We start from the raw sequence: 22,007 nt of genomic DNA, 5'->3' as shown, positions 1-22,007 counted from the left end.
ATGGTTATTCCTCATTCCTCATTCCTCATTAATTAACGGATATACTCTTTAAGAATACTATTGCGGTTAGGATGACGTAATTTGCGCAACGCTTTAGCCTCAATTTGACGGATTCTCTCACGGGTAACATTGAAGATTTGACCAATTTCTTCTAATGTCTTCATGCGTCCATCATCTAAGCCATAACGTAATCTTAAAACATCTCGCTCACGAGGGCTTAAAGAATCTAAAACGTTTTCTAAATCCTCTCGTAATAAATTTTTTGATACTTCATCTTCAGGAGTTTCCCCGTCAGCCTCAATAAAATCCCCCAATCGAGAGTCTTCTTCTTTCCCGATGGGGGTTTCTAAGGAGATAGGTAATTGAGCGGATTTGGCAATAAAACGTAACTTCTCGATCGTCATCTCCATATCTTCGGCGATTTCTTCCTCAGTGGGTTTACGCCCCATTTTCTGAGAAAGCATTTTCGTTGTTTTTTTGATGCGAGAAATAGTTTCGTAAAGATGCACGGGAAGGCGAATAGTACGGGATTGATCAGCGATGGCGCGAGTAATGGCTTGACGAATCCACCATGTAGCGTAAGTGGAGAATTTATAACCCTTTTCGTGATCAAATTTTTCGGCGGCACGAATTAAACCCAGAGAGCCTTCTTGAATCAAATCTTGGAACGACAAACCACGATTCATGTACTTTTTGGCGATCGAAACCACTAAACGAAGGTTAGACTGTACCATCTTATCCTTAGCTCGTCGCCCGATGTGTAAACGGCGGTTAAACTGACGCAAATTAGGAATATCACAAGCGATCGCCCATTCTTGATCCGTGGGAATACGCCCCAGATGTTCCATTAAAGTAGCCCTGATATACTCTAAATCTAGTAAATCGGCAATTTGTCGGGCTAACTCAATTTCTTCCTCCGCACGAAGTAACCTGATTCTGCCAATTTCTTGAAGATAAATACGGATAGAATCCTCCGTGAAAGGTTTTTTCTTCGTTTGGGCGCGACGACGAGTAGCAGGTAATTTACGAGCTTTTTTGCCATTAAGATCACTTTCACCGATGGAATCCGCCTCAGCAATCATTTCTGGAAATTCTGCGTCGAATGTAGCCATCGAACCGTTCAGATTATTACCAGAATTAAAGTCGTACATTTCCTCAAAATCATTAGCGGGTGAGATAGTTGCGAAAATTTCTTGTGTCTGGGTCATGCCGTTTTCCTCTTACTCCTACTGATGGAAGATGAATTTTTCAAATCAAAATATAAACAAAAAAACACATAGCACAAAATCCTCGATCGAAATCACAATTTAACTATCCAACGTTATCAAATCCATCACCCCTAAAAGGGCAACAAAAAAAATTAAATTAACGTTATCAAGTAAAACCATCGGTATCGAGTTAAAGTACTGTTGTGGTAGATATTCTTCAGGACACCGCCTGAAACCTAGATAAGATAAAGCATTAAGCGCTAATTTTCCGAGACTGCTTTCTCGATCGTCCACAGTCTGATATAGTAATTAGTTATCGAAGAAAAGTTCAAACAGGGAGGGGTTTAGATTATCCTCGTCCATAGCAAACTTGAGATAATCGATGGCAGAAAATTGTTTTCATAGTCAATAAAACTTTTCTGTTTTCCCTCATAACCTGATTTTTTCCTCCTTAAAGATTCAAGAATAAACTTTTCTTAATCAAAATGTAAGAAATTTTATTAGTAAAATCTTCAGATATTGTAATGAATTTCACAGAAAATAGCATCCACCAGCGATATTTTTTATAAATAATAACTCTGGTCTGCAATAGTATTTATGTTTCATCTAGTCCCAATCTTTATGTTCTCTGAACACTAGGTTAACAAACCTTTGAGGTTTTGTGGGGAATATCTGTAAATTTACAGATAATTTGTCATGGAATGTTAATGAATATCATCAATAATTTCGCTTCCAACTTACATTAATAACTCTATATTCAGTGGTCTTAACCAAATATAATTGATTTTTAACACTATCTATAGCGTTTTTAAATTTTTAACTCTTTGCATGAGCTATTTAGGGTTGGCTGAATAAATCAGAAGATTATTAAAATGAAGGATTTTGACACACTACATTAACGAAAAAGTGTGCAGTTTTGATCTTATTTTCTTGAGAATAAATTTGTCTGTTTTGTGATTACAAAATTGCAAAATGTTGATTTTCAGGTATTTCTTCTAGTCTCAAGCGTCTCTCCTCATCACTCATACTTTTTCAGCAGACCCTAATTATCAATCATCAATTGTCCATTGTTAATCATAATCGGAAAAGCCATAGTAATATTTTCCTCCCGATAAACTTTATGAATCTCCTTAATAAACTCATGGATGATGATAAATCGATCGAAATACTCATTAATTTTTAGATAAACGATGAGATTAATGGCATAATAATCAAATTTATCGTATCTTAAAAAAGGCTCAAAATCCTTTACCCCTCCTTCTACTTGTTCTAAAATATGTTTAGCAATATCCAAAGTAATTAATTCCACCTTAGCCAAATCATTATCATAAGCAATACCAATTTTTATCGGTAACAAAAAAGCAGAATTAGACAACGTATAATTTTTAAAACTGGCATCAATAATTTGCCGATTCGGGATAACAATGATATTTTCAAAAATATCTCGAATTAAAGTATATTTTAACTCCACATCAATAACATAACCTTCCTCACCATTCTTAAATTTAATGTAATCCCCCGGACGAATTTTTCGAGAAACGATAATATTAATGCCCGAAATTAAATTACTTAAAGTATTTTGAAAAGCTAAACCGATCGATAAACTACCCACCCCAAAAGCCGTAATTAAAGCCGTAATTTGGATTCCGATCGACTGTATAATAATTAAAAAACCGATACTAAAAATTAAAACCTTCGTTAAATACTCAAATAAAGAAGTAATGGAAAGACTGGTTTCATTTTTTTTCCCATACAACTGAATTGCACTTACCGCCAAACGAGAAGCTAAAAACGTTCCCCCCGTTAAAGCAACCACAATTAATATTTTTTTGATTAAAATATATAGTGCAGAAGGTAAACTAAGACTAGGTAAAATCAGCGCGATCGAGCCAACAATTGACCATAAAAAAATAATCCCATCAAAACACTTAAAAATAAATGAATATTTAGCAATAAAACTATTTTCTGGACTATTTTCTCTAAGTTTTTTTAATCTTGCCTCCACTAAAGAACCAATAAAAACTAACACTAACACCAACAAAATTGGCGCTACAAATTTTAAAATTAAATCCCAATTTAAAGAAAACATTAATCAAATACCAATAAACATCTCAAAAATATTTGTTTGTAGTGAGTCCTTTAGGACTTATAATTATCTTGCTCGATCGAAATCTGTAGTCATTAGAACTTAATACCCATTATTTCTACAGCATCTCTAGCCGTCAGAATTGCGATATTATTAATTTTTTTCAGACTCAATAAATCTTTCTTATCACCCGTCACAAGAATATTTGCTTCACCTTCGATCGCAGTAGCTAAGATAATATTATCATCAGGATCAGGAGAATAATTAACTTGAGGAATGTCTTTTACAATAATGGCAAAATCGAATAAACCCTTAATCATAGTATGTACTTCATCTTTTTTCAAAAAGCGTTGAATTTTGGGGTATTGAACAACCCTCTCAAATTCTCTCATTTGATAAGTTGAAGTAATTAGACTATAAATTTTATACTTCCACCATGCTTGGTAAAGAATATGAGGGTTTGCTTTTTTACTGATTAAAGCCGAGATCAGAATATTTGTATCAAGAACGATTTTGTACACGAGTCTCCCTTATGGCTTCATCAATTACACTCATTATTTCTTCTTGAGAATACTCAGCATTTCTTTCTTTAACATTATTTACTGTTTCTTCAAAGATATAACGCTTTACTGCTTCCTCCACTAGATTAGACAACCCTCCCTTTTTCGCACCAATGGCACCTAAATATGATCGAACCGTTCGATCGATTTGTTCGGAAACAACTAATGACCAACGAGCCATCATTAACTCCTATGACGATAAACATATAAACATTATAAGGCTTTTAATTTTAACCATCAAGAAAAAATGTTAGTTATACATAACTTTTAAATTGCCTATTGCGTTATTGTTCTTTTATGGTATATAATGATTGTTTGTGACTAAAAGTACAAAAATTAGCCCCTTAAAGATACTGAGATAGTAGAAATTATAGATCAACATCTTAAGTCTGTTAAGGTTTACAAGGCTGTTACTAATCTTTAAGTTGAGATTAGTAGTTAAAAAAGTGTCTGCTGAAAAACAAAACATAACCAAGGAGTTAGTAACTAAGGCTAACTTAAAATCCTAACTCCCGAATTACTGTGCAGACAAATTTCAGTCAGAAAGAAAATTCTTTCCCTGAACCCAATCGTGTTGTTTAGCAATTTTAGAGGGACAGATCCCGTGAGCTTAGGCGTACTCGGTACAAAACTAGGCATGACCACCATTTTTGATCCAGCTACTGGAAACGCTATTCCCGTAACTGTTGTTCAAGCAGGTCCATGTCGAGTGACTCAAATCAAAACCAAAGAAACAGACGGTTATACCGCCGTTCAAATCGGATATGATGAACTGCCCGATCGAAAACGTGCCTTAAACACTAAAGAACCCAAAGAAGTTAATAAATACTTAACCAGTCCCGAAGACGGACACTTAAGAAATAAAGGACTTCCCGCTTTACGTCATCTCAAAGAATACCGCTTAGACGATGTAAGTTCATTTGAAATCGGACAAATCATCGGAGCAGACTTATTTGAAGAAGGCGCTTTAGTGGATGTAGGAGGCAAAACCATCGGACGAGGCTTTGCAGGTTATCAGAAACGTCATAACTTCAAAAGAGGTAATATGACTCACGGTTCTAAAAACCATCGCTTACCCGGTTCTACAGGTGCAGGTACAACCCCCGGTCGTGTTTACCCAGGTAAAAGAATGGCAGGACGTTATGGTAACACCAACGTTAAAATCCGCAAATTAGTTGTCGCCAAGATTGATTCCGATCGAAACTTATTATTGATCAAAGGAGCAATCCCGGGTAAACCAGGCAACTTAGTTAGTATTACCCCAGCCCTCATCGTAGGTCAAAAGTAATTTAACTCACAGATAAACGAAATTTCATATTAAAAAATTATGGTTAATTGTGTAGTAAAAAATTGGCAAGGGGAGCAAAGTGGCGAAACAACTTTAGAGATGCCAGTCGCTAAAGAAGAAAACGCAGAACACATTGTCCATCGTGCCTTAGTTCGTCAACTACATAATCAGCGTCAAGGAACAGCATCCACAAAAACCAGAGCCGAAGTGCGAGGTGGTGGACGTAAACCTTGGAGGCAGAAAGGTACAGGTAGAGCTAGAGCTGGTTCTATTCGTTCTCCTTTATGGCGTGGCGGTGGTGTCATTTTTGGACCAAAACCCAAAGATTACAACCTCAAAATGAACCGTAAAGAAAGAAGATTGGCTTTAAGAACCGCTTTTATTAGTCGTGTAGAAGATCTCATCGTCGTCGAAAACTTTTTAGATCAACTAACCGCACCGAAAACCAAAGAAGTAGTTAACGCCTTAACCCGTTGGGGTATCGAACCTGAACAAAAAGTTCTCTTAATCGTTACCGATACTACTCCCGATAATCTTTACCTATCTGTTCGTAACTTACCAAATGTCAAACTTCTTAGACATGATTGTTTAAACATTTATGACATTTTGTACGCTGATAAAATTGTAGCTACCTCTGAAGCTATTACCAAAATACAGGAGGTTTATTGTGGCGAATAGTAGATACGGAAAAACAACTAAAGTCAGAAAAAGTACTGCGGAATTAGCAGACCTCGTTATCCGCCCCATCGTTACCGAAAAGGCAACTTATATGATGGAAGATAACAAGTATGTTTTTGAAGTAGTCAAACCTGCAACCAAGCCAGAAATTCGCGCAGCGATCGAGAGCTTATTTGATGTCAAAGTGGTCAAAGTCAATACCATGAATCAACCCCGTAAAAAACGTCGTGTTGGTCAAAGTATCGGTTATAAACCCCAATACAAAAAAGCCATCGTAACCTTAGCACAAGGAGATTCTCTCCAAAGTACATTTTTCCCTGATCTATAAATCTTGACGGGAAATTGCTCACAGAAATTGATAATTATTAATTAAATTATGGGTGTTCGTACATATAGACCATATACACCTGGAAGAAGACAAGCGGTAAGCTCAGATTTCGCCGAAATCACAAAAAGCACACCAGAAAAGTCTCTGACAAAATATGTTCACCGTAAAAAGGGACGTAACAATAGAGGTGTAATTACCAGTCGTCATCGTGGCGGCGGACACAAAAAACTATATCGTATTATCGACTTCAAAAGAGATAAAAGAGATATTAACGCACAAGTTCTAGCGATCGAATACGATCCCAACCGCAACGCTCGTATTGCCCTAGTGCAGTATGAAGACGGCGAAAAAAGATATATTCTCGCTCCTGCTGGGATTCAAGTGGGTGCTACCATTATTGCTAGTGCAGAAGCTCCTTATGAAATTGGTAATGCCTTACCTTTAGAAAAAATTCCCCTCGGTACTGAAGTTCATAACATCGAACTCACCCAAGGAAAAGGCGGTCAAATCGTTCGTGCCGCAGGTGGTTTTGCTCAATTAATGGCAAAAGACGGCAACTACGTTACCCTGAAATTACCTTCCAAAGAGGTACGCATGGTTCGTAAAGAATGTTATGCCACCATCGGACGAGTAGGAAATATCGAAGCCAGAAACCTCAAACTCGGAAAAGCTGGTAAGACTCGCCACTTAGGTATCAGACCCCACGTTCGTGGTAGCGCCATGAACCCCGTAGATCACCCCCACGGTGGTGGTGAAGGTCGTGCGCCTATCGGTCGTTCTGGACCTGTTTCTCCTTGGGGACAACCTGCTTTAGGTAAGAAAACTCGTAAGAAGAAAAAACTCAGTAGTAAATACATCGTTCGTCGTCGTAACGCCAACAAAGGCAAATAAGACAACTTTCGAGATTGTAACCGCATTAATAAGGAAAATTCATGAGTCGTTCACTGAAAAAAGGACCATTTATAGCGGATAGCCTTCTCACCAAAATTGAAAAATTAAACACCAAAGGTGAGAAACAAGTTGTTAAAACTTGGTCACGCGCTTCCACTATCATCCCCCAAATGATCGGTCATACTATCGCCGTTCATAATGGTCGTCAACACGTTCCTATCTTTATCACTGAGCAAATGGTAGGTCATAAATTAGGGGAATTTGCTCCTACTCGTACCTTCCGAGGTCACGCTAAAAGTGATAAAAAAGCAAGACGCTAAGAGATTTATTAGGAGAACAGGAGAGGACAAGAACAGAAAAACAGCAGGATAAGAAAATACTATTTTCATTCTCAAATTTCTAATTCCTAATTCCTAATTCCTAATTCCTAATTTACTATCACCTAATAATCATGGCTAAAACAAAAGAAAAACCAGAGGTTGATACCTCCCAAGAAGTAAAAGCGATCGCCCGTTATATCAGAATGTCACCCTCAAAAGTGCGTCGGGTTTTAGATCAAATTCGGGGACGTAGTTACAGAGAAGCATTAATTATTCTCGAATTTATGCCCTATCGTGCTTGTGAACCTATTATCAAGGTTCTTCGTTCTGCCGTTGCTAACGCTGAACATAACGAGGGTTTAGACCCTTCTACTTTAGTTGTTAGTACTGCCTTTGCTGATGGAGGACCTACCTTAAAACGTTTCCGCCCCAGAGCGCAAGGTCGTGCTTATCAAATCCGTAAACGCACTTGTCATATCACTGTGGCAGTTGCTCCAACGGTCTAAGTTAACCATGAAAAAGGAATAAAAAGTATAACATGGGACAAAAAGTACATCCAATCGGTTTTCGTTTAGGTATCACTAAGGAACACTCTTCCTGTTGGTATGCTGATGCGAAAACTTACCCTCAACTCCTTCAAGAAGATCACAAAATTCGTCAATATATTGACAAAAATCTCAGTAATGCTAGTATTGCTGAAATCAAGATCGATCGAAAAGCCGATCAAATTGACCTCTCTATCCATACCGCTCGACCCGGAGTTGTTGTCGGCAAAGGTGGTCAAGGTATCGAAAAATTACGCACTGACTTACAAGCATTACTCAAAAATCAACGTCAATTTCGAGTTAACGTTATTGAAGTAGCCAACGTTGATGCTAGTGCGGCTCTCATGGCTGAATTTATCACCTCTCAACTAGAAAGACGGGTTTCCTTCCGTCGAGTTGTCAGACAGGCAATTCAAAGAGCGCAAAAAGCCGAAGTATTAGGTATCAAAATTCAAGTAAGCGGTCGTCTCAACGGTGCTGAAATCGCCCGTACTGAGTGGATTCGTGAAGGTCGTGTACCGTTACATACCCTAAGAGCTGATATTGACTACTCCTATAAAACCGCTAGTACTATCTACGGAATTTTAGGTATTAAAGTTTGGATCTTCAAAGGCGAAATTATCCCCGGTGAAGAAGATTTAAGAGCTAATACCAAAGCTAAACAGGGACGTAAAAAACCCCGTCGTCAAAAATTTGAAGATCGCTCTGAGTAGTGAATAGTGAAAAGTGAATAGTGAAAAGTTCTTAACTATCAACTATTGACTATCAACTATTGACTATCAACTATTAACTGTTAACTAGAAATTATGTTAAGTCCAAGAAGAACGAAATTCCGTAAACAACATCGGGGAAGAATGACAGGGAATGCTTATCGTGGCAACTCCATTAACTTCGGAGATTTCGCCCTTCAAGCCATCGAACCCTGTTGGATTACCTCTCGTCAAATTGAAGCGGCAAGACGAGCTATCACTCGTTATGTTCGTAGAGGTGGTAAAATCTGGATTCGCATTTTTCCCGATAAACCCGTTACTCAACGTCCTGCTGAAACCCGTATGGGTTCTGGTAAAGGTAATCCTGAGTTTTGGGTAGCAGTAGTAAAGCCCGGCAGAATCATGTTTGAGATTGCGGGGATTCCTGAAGCTACCGCCAGAGAAGCCATGCGTTTAGCGGCTCAAAAACTCCCCATCAAAACCAAATTTATCACTCGATCGGAGGAATATTAAGTCCCTATGGCACTTCCTAAAGTTGCAGACGCAAGAAAATTAAACGACGAAGAATTAGCCGCAGAAATCGTTTCTGCAAAACAAAAGCTATTTCAACTCAGACTACAACAAACCACTGGGCAATTAAAGAAACCCCACGAGTTTAAACACACTAAACATTGGGTCGCTCAATTACTCACCGTTCAAGGTGAAAGAGCTAGATCCGCTACTCAAGCATAAGGAGTAATCAGTCTATGGCAGTTAAAGAAAGAGTAGGGGTAGTCGTAAGTAACAAAATGGATAAAACCGCCGTTGTTGCCATCGAAAACCGCTCCCCTCACCCCAAATACGGCAAAATTGTCGTTAAAACTAAAAAATACAAGGCTCACGATCCCGAAAACAAATGTCAAGAGGGCGATCGAGTCAGAATCAGAGAAACTCGTCCTCTCAGCAAAACCAAACGTTGGGAATTAGCAGAAATCCTCATTTCTAAAGCTCTCTAGGGACAATAACAGTTTTCTTTATTCCCCCTTAACTAATTAATTAACTAGAATGATTCAACAACAAAGTTACCTTAATGTAGCCGATAACAGTGGCGCTCGTAAAATTATGTGTTTGCGAGTATTGTCCACAGGTAACTGTACTTATGGTGGTATCGGAGACGTAATTATCGCTGTAGTCAAGGATGCAATTCCTAACATGGCTGTGAAAAAATCCGACATCGTAAGAGCAGTAATCGTACGCACAAAACAATCTTTACGCCGTGACAGTGGCATGAGTATCCGTTTTGACGATAACGCCGCCGTCATTATCAATAAAGATAACAACCCCAGAGGCACTCGTGTTTTTGGACCTGTGGCTCGTGAATTACGGGATAAAAACTTTACTAAAATTATCTCTCTCGCTCCGGAGGTACTCTAAACTATGAGATCAGCAAACAAGAAAAAACAAGGACCCGATCGATATAAGATGCACGTCAAAAAAGGCGACACCGTGCAGATTATCTCAGGAAAAGATAAAGGAAAAGTAGGAGAAATCCTCAAAGCCATTCCTAAAGATAGTCGAGTTATCGTCAAAGGGGTAAACATCAGAACCAAACACGTTAAACCTCGTCAAGAGGGCGAAAGCGGTCAAATTGCTACCTATGAAGCTCCTATTCATAGCTCCAAAGTAATGCTTTACTCAGAAAAAGAAAAAGTAGCTAGTCGCATTAGCTATGTCTTGACTGAAGAAGGCAAGAAAGTCAGAAAACTGAAAAAAACAGGCGAAATTATTGATTAATTTTCCCCTAAATTTCAGTAATTAACGGGATATTTCAAAACAATTAGTAAACACTCCCTATGTCAAGATTAAAAACTTACTATCAAGAAACTATTACTCCTAAACTCAAAGAACAATTCGGATACACCAACATTCACCAAGTGCCTAAAGTATCCAAAATTGTGATTAACAGAGGTTTAGGGGAAGCATCACAGAATGCTAAAGCACTGGAGTCATCTCTGAGTGAACTAGCTGTGATTACCGGACAAAAACCCGTTGTTACCCGGGCGAAAAAAGCGATCGCAGGATTCAAAATTCGTCAAGGAATGCCAGTAGGCGCAATGGTGACATTACGATCGGACAAAATGTACGCTTTCCTAGAGCGTCTGATCAGTCTTGCCTTACCCCGAATCCGTGACTTTCGTGGCGTTAGCCCTAAAAGTTTTGATGGCAGAGGTAACTATAGCTTAGGAGTCAAGGAACAATTAATCTTCCCTGAAATCAGCTATGACACCATTGATCAAATTCGTGGCTTTGATATTTCTATTATCACCACTGCTAACACCGACGAAGAAGGACGTGCATTACTCAAAGAAATGGGTATGCCCTTCCGTGATAAATAAATTAAGGTAACATCAGGAAAAGAAGAAAGAATGCCAGCACACGACACTATTTCAGATATGCTGACTCGTATTCGCAACGCTTGTGCAGTACGTCATTCCACCGTCAACATTCCTAGCACTCGTATGACACGCAGTATTGCGGAAGTACTAAAAAGTGAAGGTTTTATTACGGGTTATGAAGAAACAGGCGAAGGAGTCGCTAAAAATATCGTGGTTTCCCTTAAATATAAAGGTAGAAACCGTCAACCTATTATTCAAAATATCCGTAGAGTAAGTACCCCCGGTTTAAGGGTGTATAGCAAGAAAAAAGACCTGCCTAGAGTTTTAGGCGGTATCGGTATCGCTATTGTTTCTACTTCCCACGGCATTATGACCGATCGAGAAGCCAGAAAACAAAACATCGGCGGTGAAGTTCTTTGCTACATCTGGTAAATAGAGACTAGGAGACAGGTGGACAGATGGACAAGTGGACAAGGAGAAATAGTTATTAGCTCCTCATTCCTCATTCCTCATTCCTCATTCCTAACACCTATTCATTATTAACTATTCACTATTAATTATCATGTCCCGTATTGGAAAACGTCCTATTACAATACCTGCCAAGGTAGAAATCAAAATTGAGGGACAAACAGTAAATGTTACAGGTCCCAAAGGCAACTTGTCGAGAGACTTGCCTTCTTTAATCACCATTATTCAACAAGGACAAGAACTTCTTGTTACTCGTGATAATGATTCTCGTAAAGCGAGAGAAAGACACGGTTTATGCCGTACTTTAGTGGCTAACATGGTTGATGGTGTTAGTCAAGGTTTCGAGAAAAAATTAGAAATTCAAGGGGTTGGTTATCGGGCGCAAGCTCAAGGTTCAAAACTAACTCTTAACGTGGGTTACAGTAAACCTGTAGAAATGGAAATGCCCCAAGGCATCAACGTTGCCGTTAATACTAATACCGAAGTAGTAGTCACTGGCATAGACAAAGAATTAGTAGGAAATGTTGCCGCTAAAATCCGCGCAGTGCGTCCTCCTGAAGTCTATAAAGGAAAAGGTATCCGTTATGCTGGGGAATATGTAAGACGTAAAGTAGGTAAATCAGGTAAGAAATAATTATGACCATTAATCGTAAAGATCTGGTACAACGTCGTCATTTGCGTATTCGCAAAAAAGTAACTGGAACTGCTGAACGTCCCCGCTTGGCGGTTTACCGTTCTAATCTCCATATCTATGCTCAAATTATTGATGACGTTGCCCAAAATACTTTAGTATCTGCATCGACTATTGATAAAGAACTAAAAGAAAAATTCGCTGACGCTTCTACTTCTAACTGTGACGCATCAGTGGAAGTGGGTAAATTAGTTGCTCAAAGAGCATTAGCCAAAGGCATTGAACAAGTTGTATTCGATCGTGGTGGCAATCTCTATCACGGACGAGTTAAGGCTTTAGCCGATGCCGCTCGTGAATCTGGTCTTAACTTCTAAGAGGAATATATCATGGCAAAAGAACAAGAACAACAACGCAAAGGCGGTAAAAAGAAACAACGCAAAGAGAAAAAAGATAACGCTTGGCAAGAAAGAGTTGTCCAAATTCGCCGAGTTAGCAAAGTTGTTAAAGGTGGTAAAAAACTCAGTTTCCGTGCCATTGTCGTTGTCGGTAACGAAAAAGGACAAGTTGGTGTGGGAGTTGGTAAAGCAGGAGATGTTATTAACGCCGTGCGCAAAGCCGTATCTGATGGCAAAAAACATCTTATTACCGTTAATCTCAACAAAGCTGATTCCATTACCCACGTTAGTAACGGTGTAGCAGGTGGTGCAAAAGTATTTATGCGTCCTGCCGCCCCCGGTACTGGGGTAATTGCAGGGGGTGCAGTGCGTACTGTCTTAGAATTAGCAGGAATTAAAAATATTTTAGCGAAACAACAAGGCTCTAATAATCCTTTAAACAACGCCAGAGCTGCGGTTAATGCTTTACAGCAAATTCGTAGTTTCTCTCAAGTGGCTAAAGAAAGAGAAATTCCTATAGAACAAATTTATTCATAAGCGATCTTAAAGTTATCCCATAATCATTATGAGACTTCATCAATTATCTCCTAAGCCCACATCTAAAAAACGTCGTCGCCGTATCGGTAGAGGTATTTCTGCTGGACAAGGTGCTAGTGGCGGTTTTGGGATGAGAGGACAAAAATCTCGATCGGGTACAGGTACAAAACCGGGGTTTGAAGGGGGACAAATGCCCCTCTACAGACGTGTACCCAAACTCAAACACTTTACTGTTATCAACCGTAAAGAATACACCGTCATCAACGTTGAAAAGTTGGCTAATTTAGCACCTAATACCGAAGTTACAATGGAATCCTTAATGGAGATTGGCATTGTTACTGCCAATGATGGACCTTTAAAAATCTTAGGTAACGGAGAATTAGGGGTTGCTCTCAACGTTAAAGCCTCAGCATGGAGTAAATCCGCTCAAGCTAAAATTGAAGGGGCTGGTGGCACAATTACTTCTACTGAATCTCGCAATGATCAAGACAATAATGGTTAATTAGTGTCAAGATGTTAAGAATGTAGAATTGAGAATGCAGAATGCAGAATGTCAATATTTGTACGACTAAATGTTAATTGAGATTGCTTCGTACCTCGCAATGACATAATTAAGTCTTAATTGAGACTACTTTGTGCCTCGCTATGACATGATTAGACGTTAAGTATTGAGCAAAAAATTCTTAATTCTTAATTTCTCATTCCTCATTCCTCATTATTCATTTATATACATAAATTAGATCATGGTTGTCAGTAAAGAAAAAACTCCAACCGCCCAAGAAACTTTTATGCAAATGGCACAAGCCGCAGGGCTTCGCAGTCGTTTGCTGATTACTTTAGGATTATTAATCCTAGTTCGCTTGGGCATTTATATTCCCGTGCCGGGGATCGATCGAGTTGCCTTTGAGGCAGCAGTTCAAAATCTTCCCTTTTTAGGATTTTTAAACATCTTTACAGGGGGGGGGTTAGCCACCGTTGGTATTTTTGCGTTAGGAATTTTACCCTATATTAATGCTTCTATTATCATGCAGTTATTAGCATCCGCAGTTCCTGCACTGGAAGATTTACAAAAAAACGAAGGGGAAATTGGACGGCGCAAAATCGCTCAAATCACTCGTTATGTTGCTCTTGGTTGGGCAATAATTCAAGGTACTGGGATTACAGTGGGGCTTCTACGCCCCTATGCTCTCGATAATAGCCCTCTATTTGTGGTGGAAACTGTATTGGCAATTACCGCAGGATCAATGTTTGTCATGTGGGTATCGGAGTTAATCACCGAAAGAGGTTTAGGTAACGGAGCATCTTTGTTAATTTTTGTTAACATTGTGGCAGTTTTACCCCAAACCTTAGCTAATACGATCGACTACGCTCAAACAGGAGGACGACAAGCCATTGCTCAAGTCGCCATTTTAGTACTGGTGTTCTTAGTGATGATTGTCGGTATCGTCTTTGTACAAGAAGGTACTCGCAGAATCCCCATTATTTCTGCCCGTCGTCAAGTAGGTAGAAGGCTATACAGAGAAAGAACTAGTTACCTCCCTTTGAGGCTTAATCAAGGTGGTGTAATGCCTATCATTTTCGCCTCGGCGGTGTTGGTTTTACCCTCCTCCGTAGCAGGTTTTGCTGAACAAACTCCTTTTAATGCCTTGCTTAATCAAGTGGCTTTAGCTTTACGCCCCGGTTCAATCTGGTATGTAATTACCTATTCTCTCTTGATTATCTTCTTCAGTTATTTCTATGCTTCTTTGATTTCTAATCCTGAAGATATAGCTCAAAACTTGAAGAAAATGGGTACAACTATCCCCGGTATTCGTCCGGGTAAGGCAACGATCGCCTATTTAGAAGGGGTTTTAAATCGCTTAACTCTTTTAGGTGCTATCTTCCTCACTATTGTCGCTACCGTTCCCACTTTCGTAGAGAGTGCCACAGGGGTAACAACTTTTCAAGGTTTTGGTGCAACATCCTTATTAATCTTAGTTGGGGTTGCCATCGATACTGCAAAACAAGTTCAAACCTATGTTATCTCTCAACGCTATGAGGGTATGGTTAAACAATAAGACAGGTGGACGGGTGGACAAGTGGACAAGAAGAATTAATAAATATTCACTATTCACTATTCACCATTCACGGCTCATTAAATAAAACATGACAAAACTAATTTTTTTGGGCGCACCGGGTGCTGGAAAAGGCACTCAAGCGCAAATTCTATCGGAAGAAATGGGCATTCCCCATATTTCCACAGGGGAAATTCTCCGAAATTCGATCTCCGAACAAACTCCTTTAGGCATAAAAGCCAAAGGTTATGTGGATAAAGGCGATTTAGTTCCCAATGAACTGATTTTAGACTTAGTTAGAGAAAGATTGAGTCAAGAAGATGCTCAAAAAGGATGGATTTTAGATGGATTTCCTCGCAACGTTCCTCAAGCGGATTTTTTAACCAATCTTCTTCAGGAATTACATCAGATTTGTAATGGTGTCATTAACTTTGATGTCCCCGATGATGTATTATTAGAACGTCTATTAGCTAGAGGCAGAAAAGACGATAACGAGGAGGTTATTACCCACCGTTTAGAAGTTTATCGTCAACAAACTGCTCCCTTAATTGACTATTATGAACAACATCAATTACTGAAAAATGTTAATGGCGATCGAGAACTTTCCCAAATCAGTCAGGAATTAGCAACCATAGTAAAATCCTCAAGTTGAAATATCGATCGATTTGATAAAATCAAAAAGGATTACAAAATATATAAATAAATACTATGTCGAAAAAAGATCTGATTGAAATGGAAGGAACTGTAACTGAATCCCTCCCCAACGCAATGTTTCGGGTGGATTTAGATAACGGTTTTAACGTATTGGCTCACATCGCTGGGAAAATTAGACGTAATTACATCAAAATTTTACCCGGCGATCGAGTCAAAGTCGAGTTAACTCCTTACGACTTAAGTAAAGGAAGAATAACCTATCGACTAAAAGGCAACAAAAAAGCCTAAAAAATCTCAAAAAACTAATTAATTGCCCATAGTTAATAGTTAACCATTAATAGTTAACTGTTCATGGTCAATGGTCGATTATTCACTATTTGACAGTGATCGCAATATCCTGTTATAATTAAAAGCTTGCAGTGTAAACTACTACTATGAAAGTAAGAGCATCAGTCAAAAAAATTTGCGACAAATGTCGTGTTATCCGCCGTAAAGGACGGGTGATGGTGATCTGTTCCAACCCCAAACATAAACAACGTCAGGGATAAAATCTTAAACACAAGTCTAACTCATTAATCGTGAGATTGGGCTAATTTTTGGTAAAAATAACGAGACTAACAAAGGAAACGAAAACATGGCAAGGATTTCTGGTATTGACTTACCTCGTGACAAACGAGTCGAAATAGGACTTACCTACTTGTATGGCATCGGTTTAACCTCATCTCAAAAAATTCTGGCGGCCACAGGGGTTAACCCAGACACCAGAGTAAGAGATTTGAGTGATGAAGATGTCACAAAATTAAGAACTTATATCGATGAAAACTTCCAAATCGAGGGAGATTTACGTCGCTTAGAAGCGATGAATATTAAGCGTTTAGGAGACATTGGCACTTACAGAGGGCGCCGTCATCGTCAGGGATTGCCCTTGAGAGGACAAAGAACTCGTACCAATGCCAGAACCCGTCGTGGTCGTAGAGTTGCGATCGCAGGGAAGAAAAAAGCTCCTAAGAAATAGATAGATAAAAGGATAGTATTTTAGTAAACACATCCTGAATACCGTTCAGTTCGGGTTGTCAAAACCTAAGATCACCTTAAATCATGCCTAGTGAAAAAATCACAGCTTAAAAAAACTAACTAAATCTAAAATCTAAAACTTAAATTAAACAAATTCAGTTAAAGAGGTATATCTGGCATGGCAAGACCCACAAAAAGGGGAGGACCAAAAAAGCAAAAGAAAAACATTCCTAGTGGTGTAGCTCATATTAAATCCACATTTAACAATACCATAGTAACCATCACAGATACAATGGGTAACGTTATTTCATGGGCAACCGCAGGATCGAGTGGTTTTAAAGGTGCTAAAAAAGGAACTCCTTTTGCTGCTCAAACGGCTGCGGATAGTGCGGCGAGAACCGCAATGGATAATGGAATGAGACAAGTCGATGTAATGGTGAGCGGACCGGGTGCTGGTAGAGAAACCGCTATTCGTGCATTACAAGGAGCAGGATTAGAAATTACATTAATTCGAGACATTACCCCCATTCCTCACAACGGCTGTCGCCCACCCAAAAGACGCAGAGTCTAAAACTTGATGGTAGTCATAAACTTCCCCAAGGAATCATTGATTATCAAAAACTTTTGTATCTAAACCTGACTTCATAAATCGAGGAAATAACCACTGTGGCTGTGTTTAAAATAGACTGCTTAGTAAACAAAACTCAAAAAAATCAAGGACAATACGGTAAGTTTGTGCTAGAACCCTTGGGAAGAGGGCAAGGTATAACTTTAGGTAACTCCTTGAGACGAGTTATGCTGTCCAATTTAGAAGGGGCGGCGGTTACTGCCGTGAGAATTGCAGGGGTGAATCACGAATTTGCTGTTGTGGATGGGGTAAGAGAAGATGTTTTAGAAATCATGCTCAACATGAAAGGAATCACTTTTAAAAGCTATACCGATACACCGCAAATCGGTCGTTTGGTAGCTGTGGGTCCTTGTACTGTTACTGCCGCTAAGTTTGATTTACCATCAGAGATTGAAGTTGTCGAATCTAGTCAGTACATCTGTACGCTAGGTAAAGGAGCTAAATTAGAGATGGAATTTAAAGTCGAGAAGGGTGTTGGTTATCGTGCCATTCAAAAAGGCAAGGATGAAAATAGCTCTCTCGATTTTTTGCAGATCGATTCTGTGTTTATGCCTGTTACAAAAGTTAACTTCTCAGTGGAAGAAATTCGCTATGAAGGGGAAATGTCCGATCGACTGATTTTAGAAATTTGGACGAACGGAAGTATTAAACCAGAGGAGGCACTTTCTGAGGCTTCCTCTATTTTAGTGGATTTGTTTACCCCGTTAATGGATGTTACCACTATTTCTGGACAACCAGAAGAATTGGAGGAACCAGAAGATCCAGCAAGTCAAATTCCTATCGAAGAATTGAATCTCTCGGTTCGTGCTTACAATTGTTTGAAACGAGCCCAAATCAATACGGTAGCTGATTTATTAGAATATTCCCAAGATGACCTCTTAGAAATTAAGAATTTCGGTCAAAAATCGGCGGAAGAAGTCATCGATGCCTTACAACAGCGTTTAGGAATTACTTTAGCAGAAGGAAAAATGAAAGATTCTCCTGCGGGGGATTTAATTCAAAGTGCTGATCCCGTTGCAACTCCCTAGGGGATAATCCCTATGAATCATTAAAAAATGGTGAGGATAAGAGGGGGAAGAAAAGGAAGAGGGGGAAGAGGGGGAAGAAAACCGCCAAAATTCCCCAAAAAGGTGAATCAAACAAGAGTAGATTATTCTTTCAAATCGATTTGACTGATGTTTAAATTTATTTCTTGTCTTAGAATTTCTATTTTCACTCGATTATCTTTCTAAAATCTTTTGATTCTTCAAGAGATTTGTCAAACAAAATAAATAATTTAAGGAGGAAATTAATGCGTCATCGTTGTAAAGTGCCTTTATTGGGCTTACCAGCAGACCAAAGAAAAGCCCTTCTCCGTGCTTTAACTACTCAGTTATTGAGAGAAGGTGAAATTACCACAACTAAAGCCCGTGCTAAGGCAGTTCGTACTACTGCTGATAAAATTATCACTTTAGCGAAAGATGGTTCTTTGGCTTCCCGTAGAAGAGCTTTAGGCTATGTCTATGACAAAAATTTAGTTAATGATATTTTTGCTAAAGCTCAAGAGCGTTATGCTAATCGTAATGGTGGTTATACCAGAGTGGTTCGCACAAAAAGCCGTCGGGGTGATAACGCTGAAATGGCTATCATTCAGTTAGTTTAGTCTTATTCATGTTTGATTCCGAAGTGACACTACTCGATCGAAACTCAGACACAAAAAGAATTGCTTTAGTAATTCAATATCTAGGCACAAATTATCATGGTTGGCAAAGACAGCCCCGTTATATGAGTGTTCAAGAGAGAATCGAAAATGCGATCGAAACTGTAGTAGGTCATTCCGTAACCATTCATGGAGCAGGTAGAACCGATAGCGGTGTTCATGGGGCGGCACAAGTAGCCCATTTTGATGTGAACTCTCCCATTCCGCCCGATCGTTGGGCAAAAGTCCTTAACGGCTGTTTACCTGATGATATTGTGATCCGAGCTTCCACTCAAGTAGCTGATGATTGGCACGCCTGTTTTTCAGCGTTGTGGAGACGTTATCGTTATACTATATATACTGGGAAAATTCCCAATCTATTTTTACAACCGTTTAGTTGGCACTACTACCATCCGCCTTTAGATGAATCTTTGATTCAACAGGCACTCAACCCCTTACTAGGAGTTCATGATTTAAGTGCTTTTCGTAGAGCTGGTTCTAAGCGTTCTCATTCTATGTTGGAAGTGCAAGAAGTCAGTTGTTCTCGAAAAGAAGACTTGATCCATATTGAAATACAAGCCAGTGGCTTTTTATACGGCATGGTGAGGTTACTGGTGGGGATGTTAGTAGAAGTGGGCGCTGGAACGAGAACTTTGTCAGAGTTTCAAAATATTTGGCTCGATCGAAGACGGGACTTAGTGAAATATTCAGCACCAGCAAAAGGATTATGTTTGTTAAGAGTAGGTTATGCGGATTTTCCGATACCAGAACCGATATGGTTTAATACTCAACCTATTTTTACTTTTAGTTAAAAAATTTAAAATGAATAAAACAGTAGTTCCCAAACTAGAAGATATAGAAAAAAAATGGTTTATAGTTGATGCTCAAGATCAACGCCTCGGCAGATTAGCTACTGAAATTGCTAATGTTTTAAGAGGAAAAAATAAACCTACCTTTACCCCTCACTTAGATACAGGGGATTTTGTCATTGTGGTTAATGCCGAAAAAGTAGTTGTTACAGGCAAAAAAGGCGAACAAAAACTTTATCGCCGTCACTCAGGGCGCCCCGGTGGAATGAAAACCGAAACCTTTGATAAATTACAAAAACGTATTCCTGAAAGAATTATTGAAACTGCCGTTAAAGGTATGTTACCTAAAAATAGCTTAGGTAGAACTTTATTTACTAAGTTAAAAGTTTATACAGGATCGAATCATCCCCATACCGCACAAAAACCCGAAGTTTTAACCATTAACACTATCCCCGGAGGCGATAAATAATGTCCAACAAAGTAGTTTATCTTGGCACAGGTCGTCGTAAGTCTTCCGTTGCCAGAGTGCGTCTTGTACCAGGTACAGGAGCTGTAAAAGTTAATAACCGTGAAGGTTCAGACTATTTTCAACAAATTCAAGGTTACATTCAAGCGGTAAAAGCTCCCTTAGAAACTTTGGGTTTAGAGAATGAGTATGACATCATCGTTAACGCTCATGGTGGCGGTTTAACTGGGCAATCTGATGCGGTTAAATTAGGGGTTGCTCGTGCTTTATGTCAACTCGATCCTGATAATCGTCAACCTTTGAAAGTAGAGGGTTATTTAACTCGTGATCCTCGTGCGAAAGAGCGTAAGAAATACGGTTTACACAAAGCTCGTAAAGCTCCTCAGTACTCGAAACGTTAAGGAAATGATCCCCCCTAACCCCCCTTTGAAAGGGGGGAATAATAATGAGTTTTGGGGAATTTGATTTATTGTTGATTTGAAAATCTAAAAAGGAAGTAAAAATTATGCCAAAAGAAGGAATACACCCCCAATGGTATCCCGATGCCAAAGTTATTTGTAACGGGGAAGAAGTTATGCGTGTTGGCTCAACTCAACCTGAAATTAATGTAGAGGTTTGGTCTGGTAATCATCCTTTCTACACTGGTACTCAGAAAATTATTGATACTGAGGGTAGAGTCGATCGATTCTTGCGTAAATACGGTATGCTCAGTGGAAAACAAGAAAATTCTGAAGCTGAGACTAAATAGAATAAATTTGATTTTTTCATTTATAGCTTTATTAGCCCCTACTATGGTTTTAGTGGGGGTTTTTCTTTCGGTAGTGAAAAAGTGTGTTCAAAAAGTTAAAAATCCTCATGAAGTTATGAATAAAGTTCGATCGAACTTAATCAAAGTAGAAAAACTTTTAACCGATAAAACTTATGGAAAATCAAACTCAATCAGAATATGATAGCCCTTGGAAAGAAGCCTTAGATGTCTATTTCCCCGAATTTATCGCTTTCTTTTTTACTCATGTTTATCAAGAAATTAACTGGGAAAGAGGTTATGAAACTTTAGACAAAGAACTACTTCTGTTGTTATTATGGCTTACTTAAAAAGTAAAGAAACCCGCAAAAATTTTCAAGTAAGATTAGAAAATAAATTAACTCTAGTCAGGTTATTATATCAACGAGGCTATACTAGAGAAAGAATAATTCAGTTATTCAGTTCAGGTTAATTGACTGGATGATGATTTTACCCGAAGAATTAAAAACACAATTTGAAATCGAATTAAGTCATTACGAGGAGGAACAAAAAATGCCTTATATTACCAGTATTGAACGCAGTGGTATAGAAAAGGGAACGCTTAAAACAGCAAGGGAATCAATCATTGAAGTCTTAGAAACAAGATTTAATGAAATACCTGCTAGTATGGCAAATACTCTTAATAATATTAATGATATTAATAAGTTAAAGCAGTTGCTTAAACGCTCGATTCTCATTGAGTCTTTAGCTAGTTTTGAGAGTATTTTAACCTCCGAAGGTCATAATCAAATTTAAGAGCTTTTAACTGTTAACAGATAGTTTATTATACTTCCTCATATCTACTTATTTTCAAAGATTGACATTTACAAAAAAATATGCTATATTTTAAAAAAGTCGATAACCAAGACTTTAAAAACTATTTAATTTAAAGATTAAGTT

The 22,007-nt window shown here is 38.7% G+C and carries 36 protein-coding genes; 32 read left to right on the top strand and 4 right to left on the bottom strand.

The genetic code is table 11. The annotated features are described in order from the left end of the window. Positions 1-32 precede the first annotated feature (32 nt). The 4 genes from rpoD to ACN4EE_RS11385 form a co-directional block, all read right to left on the bottom strand. A complete protein-coding gene (rpoD, locus tag ACN4EE_RS11400; protein ID WP_431706567.1) occupies positions 33-1,208 on the bottom strand; it encodes an RNA polymerase sigma factor RpoD in 1,176 nt (391 codons plus the stop codon). A gap of 1,042 nt (positions 1,209-2,250) precedes the next feature. Next, positions 2,251-3,297, bottom strand: coding sequence for a mechanosensitive ion channel family protein (locus ACN4EE_RS11395; protein WP_431706566.1), 1,047 nt, complete (start codon positions 3,295-3,297; stop codon positions 2,251-2,253). Between the two features lie 92 nt (positions 3,298-3,389). After that, entirely contained in the window at positions 3,390-3,815 is a 426-nt protein-coding gene (locus tag ACN4EE_RS11390) for a putative toxin-antitoxin system toxin component, PIN family (protein ID WP_431706565.1), read from the bottom strand. Beyond that, positions 3,796-4,038: a ribbon-helix-helix domain-containing protein gene (locus ACN4EE_RS11385; RefSeq protein WP_431706564.1), complete on the bottom strand. Its 243-nt coding sequence runs from the start codon at positions 4,036-4,038 to the stop codon at positions 3,796-3,798. The genes ACN4EE_RS11390 and ACN4EE_RS11385 overlap by 20 nt, the downstream gene beginning before the upstream one ends. Positions 4,039-4,458: 420 nt before the next feature. Between ACN4EE_RS11385 and rplC the strand changes: the two genes are divergently transcribed. The 32 genes from rplC (at position 4,459) to ACN4EE_RS11225 (ending at position 21,863) form a co-directional block, all read left to right on the top strand. Then, positions 4,459-5,142: a 50S ribosomal protein L3 gene (gene rplC / locus ACN4EE_RS11380; RefSeq protein WP_431706563.1), complete on the top strand. Its 684-nt coding sequence runs from the start codon at positions 4,459-4,461 to the stop codon at positions 5,140-5,142. A gap of 39 nt (positions 5,143-5,181) precedes the next feature. Further along, a complete protein-coding gene (gene rplD, locus ACN4EE_RS11375) occupies positions 5,182-5,820 on the top strand; it encodes a 50S ribosomal protein L4 (protein WP_431706562.1) in 639 nt (212 codons plus the stop codon). Further along, positions 5,810-6,148 (top strand): 50S ribosomal protein L23, encoded by a 339-nt coding sequence (locus ACN4EE_RS11370; protein ID WP_431706561.1) that lies wholly within the window; start codon positions 5,810-5,812, stop codon positions 6,146-6,148. The genes rplD and ACN4EE_RS11370 overlap by 11 nt, the downstream gene beginning before the upstream one ends. A gap of 48 nt (positions 6,149-6,196) precedes the next feature. Then, positions 6,197-7,039: a 50S ribosomal protein L2 gene (rplB, locus tag ACN4EE_RS11365; protein WP_431706560.1), complete on the top strand. Its 843-nt coding sequence runs from the start codon at positions 6,197-6,199 to the stop codon at positions 7,037-7,039. A 41-nt stretch (positions 7,040-7,080) separates the two neighbouring features. After that, on the top strand, positions 7,081-7,359 hold the full coding sequence (rpsS, locus tag ACN4EE_RS11360) for a 30S ribosomal protein S19 (RefSeq protein ID WP_431706559.1): 279 nt from the start codon (positions 7,081-7,083) through the stop codon (positions 7,357-7,359). A 131-nt stretch (positions 7,360-7,490) separates the two neighbouring features. After that, the gene (gene rplV / locus ACN4EE_RS11355) at positions 7,491-7,865 is read left to right on the top strand and encodes a 50S ribosomal protein L22 (protein WP_431706557.1); all 375 of its coding nucleotides are present in this window, start codon (positions 7,491-7,493) and stop codon (positions 7,863-7,865) included. A 32-nt stretch (positions 7,866-7,897) separates the two neighbouring features. Further along, positions 7,898-8,617 (top strand): 30S ribosomal protein S3, encoded by a 720-nt coding sequence (gene rpsC / locus ACN4EE_RS11350; protein ID WP_431706556.1) that lies wholly within the window; start codon positions 7,898-7,900, stop codon positions 8,615-8,617. A gap of 93 nt (positions 8,618-8,710) precedes the next feature. Then, positions 8,711-9,127 (top strand): 50S ribosomal protein L16, encoded by a 417-nt coding sequence (gene rplP, locus ACN4EE_RS11345; RefSeq protein WP_066344206.1) that lies wholly within the window; start codon positions 8,711-8,713, stop codon positions 9,125-9,127. Between the two features lie 6 nt (positions 9,128-9,133). Continuing rightward, a complete protein-coding gene (rpmC, locus tag ACN4EE_RS11340; protein WP_431706555.1) occupies positions 9,134-9,346 on the top strand; it encodes a 50S ribosomal protein L29 in 213 nt (70 codons plus the stop codon). A gap of 14 nt (positions 9,347-9,360) precedes the next feature. Then, positions 9,361-9,609, top strand: coding sequence for a 30S ribosomal protein S17 (gene rpsQ / locus ACN4EE_RS11335; RefSeq protein WP_431706554.1), 249 nt, complete (start codon positions 9,361-9,363; stop codon positions 9,607-9,609). Positions 9,610-9,658: 49 nt separating this feature from the next. Further along, a complete protein-coding gene (gene rplN, locus ACN4EE_RS11330) occupies positions 9,659-10,027 on the top strand; it encodes a 50S ribosomal protein L14 (RefSeq protein WP_066119697.1) in 369 nt (122 codons plus the stop codon). A gap of 3 nt (positions 10,028-10,030) precedes the next feature. Then, positions 10,031-10,387, top strand: a complete 357-nt coding sequence (rplX, locus tag ACN4EE_RS11325) for a 50S ribosomal protein L24 (RefSeq protein WP_431706553.1) — start codon at positions 10,031-10,033, stop codon at positions 10,385-10,387. Between the two features lie 59 nt (positions 10,388-10,446). After that, positions 10,447-10,989 (top strand): 50S ribosomal protein L5, encoded by a 543-nt coding sequence (gene rplE / locus ACN4EE_RS11320; protein ID WP_431706552.1) that lies wholly within the window; start codon positions 10,447-10,449, stop codon positions 10,987-10,989. A gap of 30 nt (positions 10,990-11,019) precedes the next feature. Continuing rightward, a complete protein-coding gene (rpsH, locus tag ACN4EE_RS11315) occupies positions 11,020-11,421 on the top strand; it encodes a 30S ribosomal protein S8 (RefSeq protein WP_431706551.1) in 402 nt (133 codons plus the stop codon). Between the two features lie 130 nt (positions 11,422-11,551). Continuing rightward, positions 11,552-12,091 carry a 50S ribosomal protein L6 gene (gene rplF / locus ACN4EE_RS11310; protein WP_431706550.1) on the top strand — a complete coding sequence of 180 codons (540 nt, stop codon included), beginning with the start codon at positions 11,552-11,554 and terminating at the stop codon, positions 12,089-12,091. Positions 12,092-12,093: 2 nt separating this feature from the next. Further along, entirely contained in the window at positions 12,094-12,462 is a 369-nt protein-coding gene (gene rplR / locus ACN4EE_RS11305; RefSeq protein ID WP_431706549.1) for a 50S ribosomal protein L18, read from the top strand. Positions 12,463-12,474: 12 nt separating this feature from the next. After that, complete coding sequence (gene rpsE, locus ACN4EE_RS11300) at positions 12,475-13,020, top strand: 30S ribosomal protein S5 (protein WP_431706548.1); 546 nt, start codon at positions 12,475-12,477, stop codon at positions 13,018-13,020. A gap of 28 nt (positions 13,021-13,048) precedes the next feature. Next, entirely contained in the window at positions 13,049-13,522 is a 474-nt protein-coding gene (rplO, locus tag ACN4EE_RS11295) for a 50S ribosomal protein L15 (RefSeq protein WP_431706547.1), read from the top strand. A 241-nt stretch (positions 13,523-13,763) separates the two neighbouring features. Further along, positions 13,764-15,077: a preprotein translocase subunit SecY gene (gene secY / locus ACN4EE_RS11290; RefSeq protein WP_431706546.1), complete on the top strand. Its 1,314-nt coding sequence runs from the start codon at positions 13,764-13,766 to the stop codon at positions 15,075-15,077. An 88-nt stretch (positions 15,078-15,165) separates the two neighbouring features. Next, complete coding sequence (locus ACN4EE_RS11285; protein WP_431706545.1) at positions 15,166-15,726, top strand: adenylate kinase; 561 nt, start codon at positions 15,166-15,168, stop codon at positions 15,724-15,726. Between the two features lie 56 nt (positions 15,727-15,782). Next, positions 15,783-16,016 (top strand): translation initiation factor IF-1, encoded by a 234-nt coding sequence (gene infA / locus ACN4EE_RS11280; protein ID WP_431706544.1) that lies wholly within the window; start codon positions 15,783-15,785, stop codon positions 16,014-16,016. Positions 16,017-16,162: 146 nt separating this feature from the next. Beyond that, positions 16,163-16,276, top strand: a complete 114-nt coding sequence (gene rpmJ, locus ACN4EE_RS11275; RefSeq protein WP_071590996.1) for a 50S ribosomal protein L36 — start codon at positions 16,163-16,165, stop codon at positions 16,274-16,276. Positions 16,277-16,362: 86 nt separating this feature from the next. Beyond that, positions 16,363-16,743, top strand: a complete 381-nt coding sequence (gene rpsM / locus ACN4EE_RS11270) for a 30S ribosomal protein S13 (RefSeq protein ID WP_431706543.1) — start codon at positions 16,363-16,365, stop codon at positions 16,741-16,743. A gap of 177 nt (positions 16,744-16,920) precedes the next feature. Further along, complete coding sequence (rpsK, locus tag ACN4EE_RS11265; RefSeq protein ID WP_431706542.1) at positions 16,921-17,313, top strand: 30S ribosomal protein S11; 393 nt, start codon at positions 16,921-16,923, stop codon at positions 17,311-17,313. A 95-nt stretch (positions 17,314-17,408) separates the two neighbouring features. Next, positions 17,409-18,398 (top strand): DNA-directed RNA polymerase subunit alpha, encoded by a 990-nt coding sequence (locus ACN4EE_RS11260; RefSeq protein WP_431706541.1) that lies wholly within the window; start codon positions 17,409-17,411, stop codon positions 18,396-18,398. A gap of 263 nt (positions 18,399-18,661) precedes the next feature. Next, positions 18,662-19,012: a 50S ribosomal protein L17 gene (gene rplQ, locus ACN4EE_RS11255; RefSeq protein WP_431706540.1), complete on the top strand. Its 351-nt coding sequence runs from the start codon at positions 18,662-18,664 to the stop codon at positions 19,010-19,012. Positions 19,013-19,020: 8 nt separating this feature from the next. Then, entirely contained in the window at positions 19,021-19,860 is an 840-nt protein-coding gene (truA, locus tag ACN4EE_RS11250; protein WP_431706539.1) for a tRNA pseudouridine(38-40) synthase TruA, read from the top strand. Positions 19,861-19,870: 10 nt separating this feature from the next. Beyond that, on the top strand, positions 19,871-20,326 hold the full coding sequence (rplM, locus tag ACN4EE_RS11245) for a 50S ribosomal protein L13 (protein WP_431706538.1): 456 nt from the start codon (positions 19,871-19,873) through the stop codon (positions 20,324-20,326). Beyond that, a complete protein-coding gene (gene rpsI, locus ACN4EE_RS11240; RefSeq protein ID WP_431706537.1) occupies positions 20,326-20,724 on the top strand; it encodes a 30S ribosomal protein S9 in 399 nt (132 codons plus the stop codon). Before rplM ends, rpsI begins: the two co-directional genes overlap by 1 nt. Positions 20,725-20,828: 104 nt before the next feature. Beyond that, positions 20,829-21,071, top strand: coding sequence for a 50S ribosomal protein L31 (gene rpmE / locus ACN4EE_RS11235; RefSeq protein WP_431706536.1), 243 nt, complete (start codon positions 20,829-20,831; stop codon positions 21,069-21,071). A gap of 173 nt (positions 21,072-21,244) precedes the next feature. Next, positions 21,245-21,418, top strand: coding sequence for a hypothetical protein (locus tag ACN4EE_RS11230; protein WP_431706535.1), 174 nt, complete (start codon positions 21,245-21,247; stop codon positions 21,416-21,418). 130 nt (positions 21,419-21,548) lie between these two features. Then, positions 21,549-21,863 (top strand): hypothetical protein, encoded by a 315-nt coding sequence (locus ACN4EE_RS11225; protein ID WP_431706534.1) that lies wholly within the window; start codon positions 21,549-21,551, stop codon positions 21,861-21,863. Positions 21,864-22,007: the final 144 nt, after the last annotated feature.

It is taken from the genome of Geminocystis sp. CENA526 (assembly GCF_050753365.1).
Lineage (GTDB): Bacteria > Cyanobacteriota > Cyanobacteriia > Cyanobacteriales > Cyanobacteriaceae > Geminocystis.
The sequence above is the reverse complement of the archived record's forward strand: the minus strand, read 5'-3'. Positions and strand labels throughout refer to the sequence as shown.

What these genes read in the sequence shown, in the direction of transcription:
- rplQ (WP_431706540.1), top strand. Translation starts at nt 18,662, where the DNA reads ATGCGTCATCGTTGTAAAGTGCCTTTATTGGGCTTACCAGCAGACCAA.
- rpsH (WP_431706551.1), top strand. Translation starts at nt 11,020, where the DNA reads ATGCCAGCACACGACACTATTTCAGATATGCTGACTCGTATTCGCAAC.
- rpmJ (WP_071590996.1), top strand. Translation starts at nt 16,163, where the DNA reads ATGAAAGTAAGAGCATCAGTCAAAAAAATTTGCGACAAATGTCGTGTT.
- rpsC (WP_431706556.1), top strand. Translation starts at nt 7,898, where the DNA reads ATGGGACAAAAAGTACATCCAATCGGTTTTCGTTTAGGTATCACTAAG.
- rpsM (WP_431706543.1), top strand. Translation starts at nt 16,363, where the DNA reads ATGGCAAGGATTTCTGGTATTGACTTACCTCGTGACAAACGAGTCGAA.
- rpsI (WP_431706537.1), top strand. Translation starts at nt 20,326, where the DNA reads ATGTCCAACAAAGTAGTTTATCTTGGCACAGGTCGTCGTAAGTCTTCC.
- rpsQ (WP_431706554.1), top strand. Translation starts at nt 9,361, where the DNA reads ATGGCAGTTAAAGAAAGAGTAGGGGTAGTCGTAAGTAACAAAATGGAT.
- rplN (WP_066119697.1), top strand. Translation starts at nt 9,659, where the DNA reads ATGATTCAACAACAAAGTTACCTTAATGTAGCCGATAACAGTGGCGCT.
- truA (WP_431706539.1), top strand. Translation starts at nt 19,021, where the DNA reads ATGTTTGATTCCGAAGTGACACTACTCGATCGAAACTCAGACACAAAA.
- rplX (WP_431706553.1), top strand. Translation starts at nt 10,031, where the DNA reads ATGAGATCAGCAAACAAGAAAAAACAAGGACCCGATCGATATAAGATG.
- secY (WP_431706546.1), top strand. Translation starts at nt 13,764, where the DNA reads ATGGTTGTCAGTAAAGAAAAAACTCCAACCGCCCAAGAAACTTTTATG.
- rpmE (WP_431706536.1), top strand. Translation starts at nt 20,829, where the DNA reads ATGCCAAAAGAAGGAATACACCCCCAATGGTATCCCGATGCCAAAGTT.
- rpsK (WP_431706542.1), top strand. Translation starts at nt 16,921, where the DNA reads ATGGCAAGACCCACAAAAAGGGGAGGACCAAAAAAGCAAAAGAAAAAC.
- rplM (WP_431706538.1), top strand. Translation starts at nt 19,871, where the DNA reads ATGAATAAAACAGTAGTTCCCAAACTAGAAGATATAGAAAAAAAATGG.
- rpsS (WP_431706559.1), top strand. Translation starts at nt 7,081, where the DNA reads ATGAGTCGTTCACTGAAAAAAGGACCATTTATAGCGGATAGCCTTCTC.
- ACN4EE_RS11395 (WP_431706566.1), bottom strand. Translation starts at nt 3,297, where the DNA reads ATGTTTTCTTTAAATTGGGATTTAATTTTAAAATTTGTAGCGCCAATT.
- ACN4EE_RS11225 (WP_431706534.1), top strand. Translation starts at nt 21,549, where the DNA reads ATGATGATTTTACCCGAAGAATTAAAAACACAATTTGAAATCGAATTA.
- infA (WP_431706544.1), top strand. Translation starts at nt 15,783, where the DNA reads ATGTCGAAAAAAGATCTGATTGAAATGGAAGGAACTGTAACTGAATCC.
- rplO (WP_431706547.1), top strand. Translation starts at nt 13,049, where the DNA reads ATGAGACTTCATCAATTATCTCCTAAGCCCACATCTAAAAAACGTCGT.
- rplD (WP_431706562.1), top strand. Translation starts at nt 5,182, where the DNA reads ATGGTTAATTGTGTAGTAAAAAATTGGCAAGGGGAGCAAAGTGGCGAA.
- rplP (WP_066344206.1), top strand. Translation starts at nt 8,711, where the DNA reads ATGTTAAGTCCAAGAAGAACGAAATTCCGTAAACAACATCGGGGAAGA.
- rplF (WP_431706550.1), top strand. Translation starts at nt 11,552, where the DNA reads ATGTCCCGTATTGGAAAACGTCCTATTACAATACCTGCCAAGGTAGAA.
- ACN4EE_RS11230 (WP_431706535.1), top strand. Translation starts at nt 21,245, where the DNA reads ATGGAAAATCAAACTCAATCAGAATATGATAGCCCTTGGAAAGAAGCC.
- rpoD (WP_431706567.1), bottom strand. Translation starts at nt 1,208, where the DNA reads ATGACCCAGACACAAGAAATTTTCGCAACTATCTCACCCGCTAATGAT.
- rplE (WP_431706552.1), top strand. Translation starts at nt 10,447, where the DNA reads ATGTCAAGATTAAAAACTTACTATCAAGAAACTATTACTCCTAAACTC.
- rplV (WP_431706557.1), top strand. Translation starts at nt 7,491, where the DNA reads ATGGCTAAAACAAAAGAAAAACCAGAGGTTGATACCTCCCAAGAAGTA.
- ACN4EE_RS11385 (WP_431706564.1), bottom strand. Translation starts at nt 4,038, where the DNA reads ATGATGGCTCGTTGGTCATTAGTTGTTTCCGAACAAATCGATCGAACG.
- ACN4EE_RS11285 (WP_431706545.1), top strand. Translation starts at nt 15,166, where the DNA reads ATGACAAAACTAATTTTTTTGGGCGCACCGGGTGCTGGAAAAGGCACT.
- rplR (WP_431706549.1), top strand. Translation starts at nt 12,094, where the DNA reads ATGACCATTAATCGTAAAGATCTGGTACAACGTCGTCATTTGCGTATT.
- rpsE (WP_431706548.1), top strand. Translation starts at nt 12,475, where the DNA reads ATGGCAAAAGAACAAGAACAACAACGCAAAGGCGGTAAAAAGAAACAA.
- rplB (WP_431706560.1), top strand. Translation starts at nt 6,197, where the DNA reads ATGGGTGTTCGTACATATAGACCATATACACCTGGAAGAAGACAAGCG.
- rpmC (WP_431706555.1), top strand. Translation starts at nt 9,134, where the DNA reads ATGGCACTTCCTAAAGTTGCAGACGCAAGAAAATTAAACGACGAAGAA.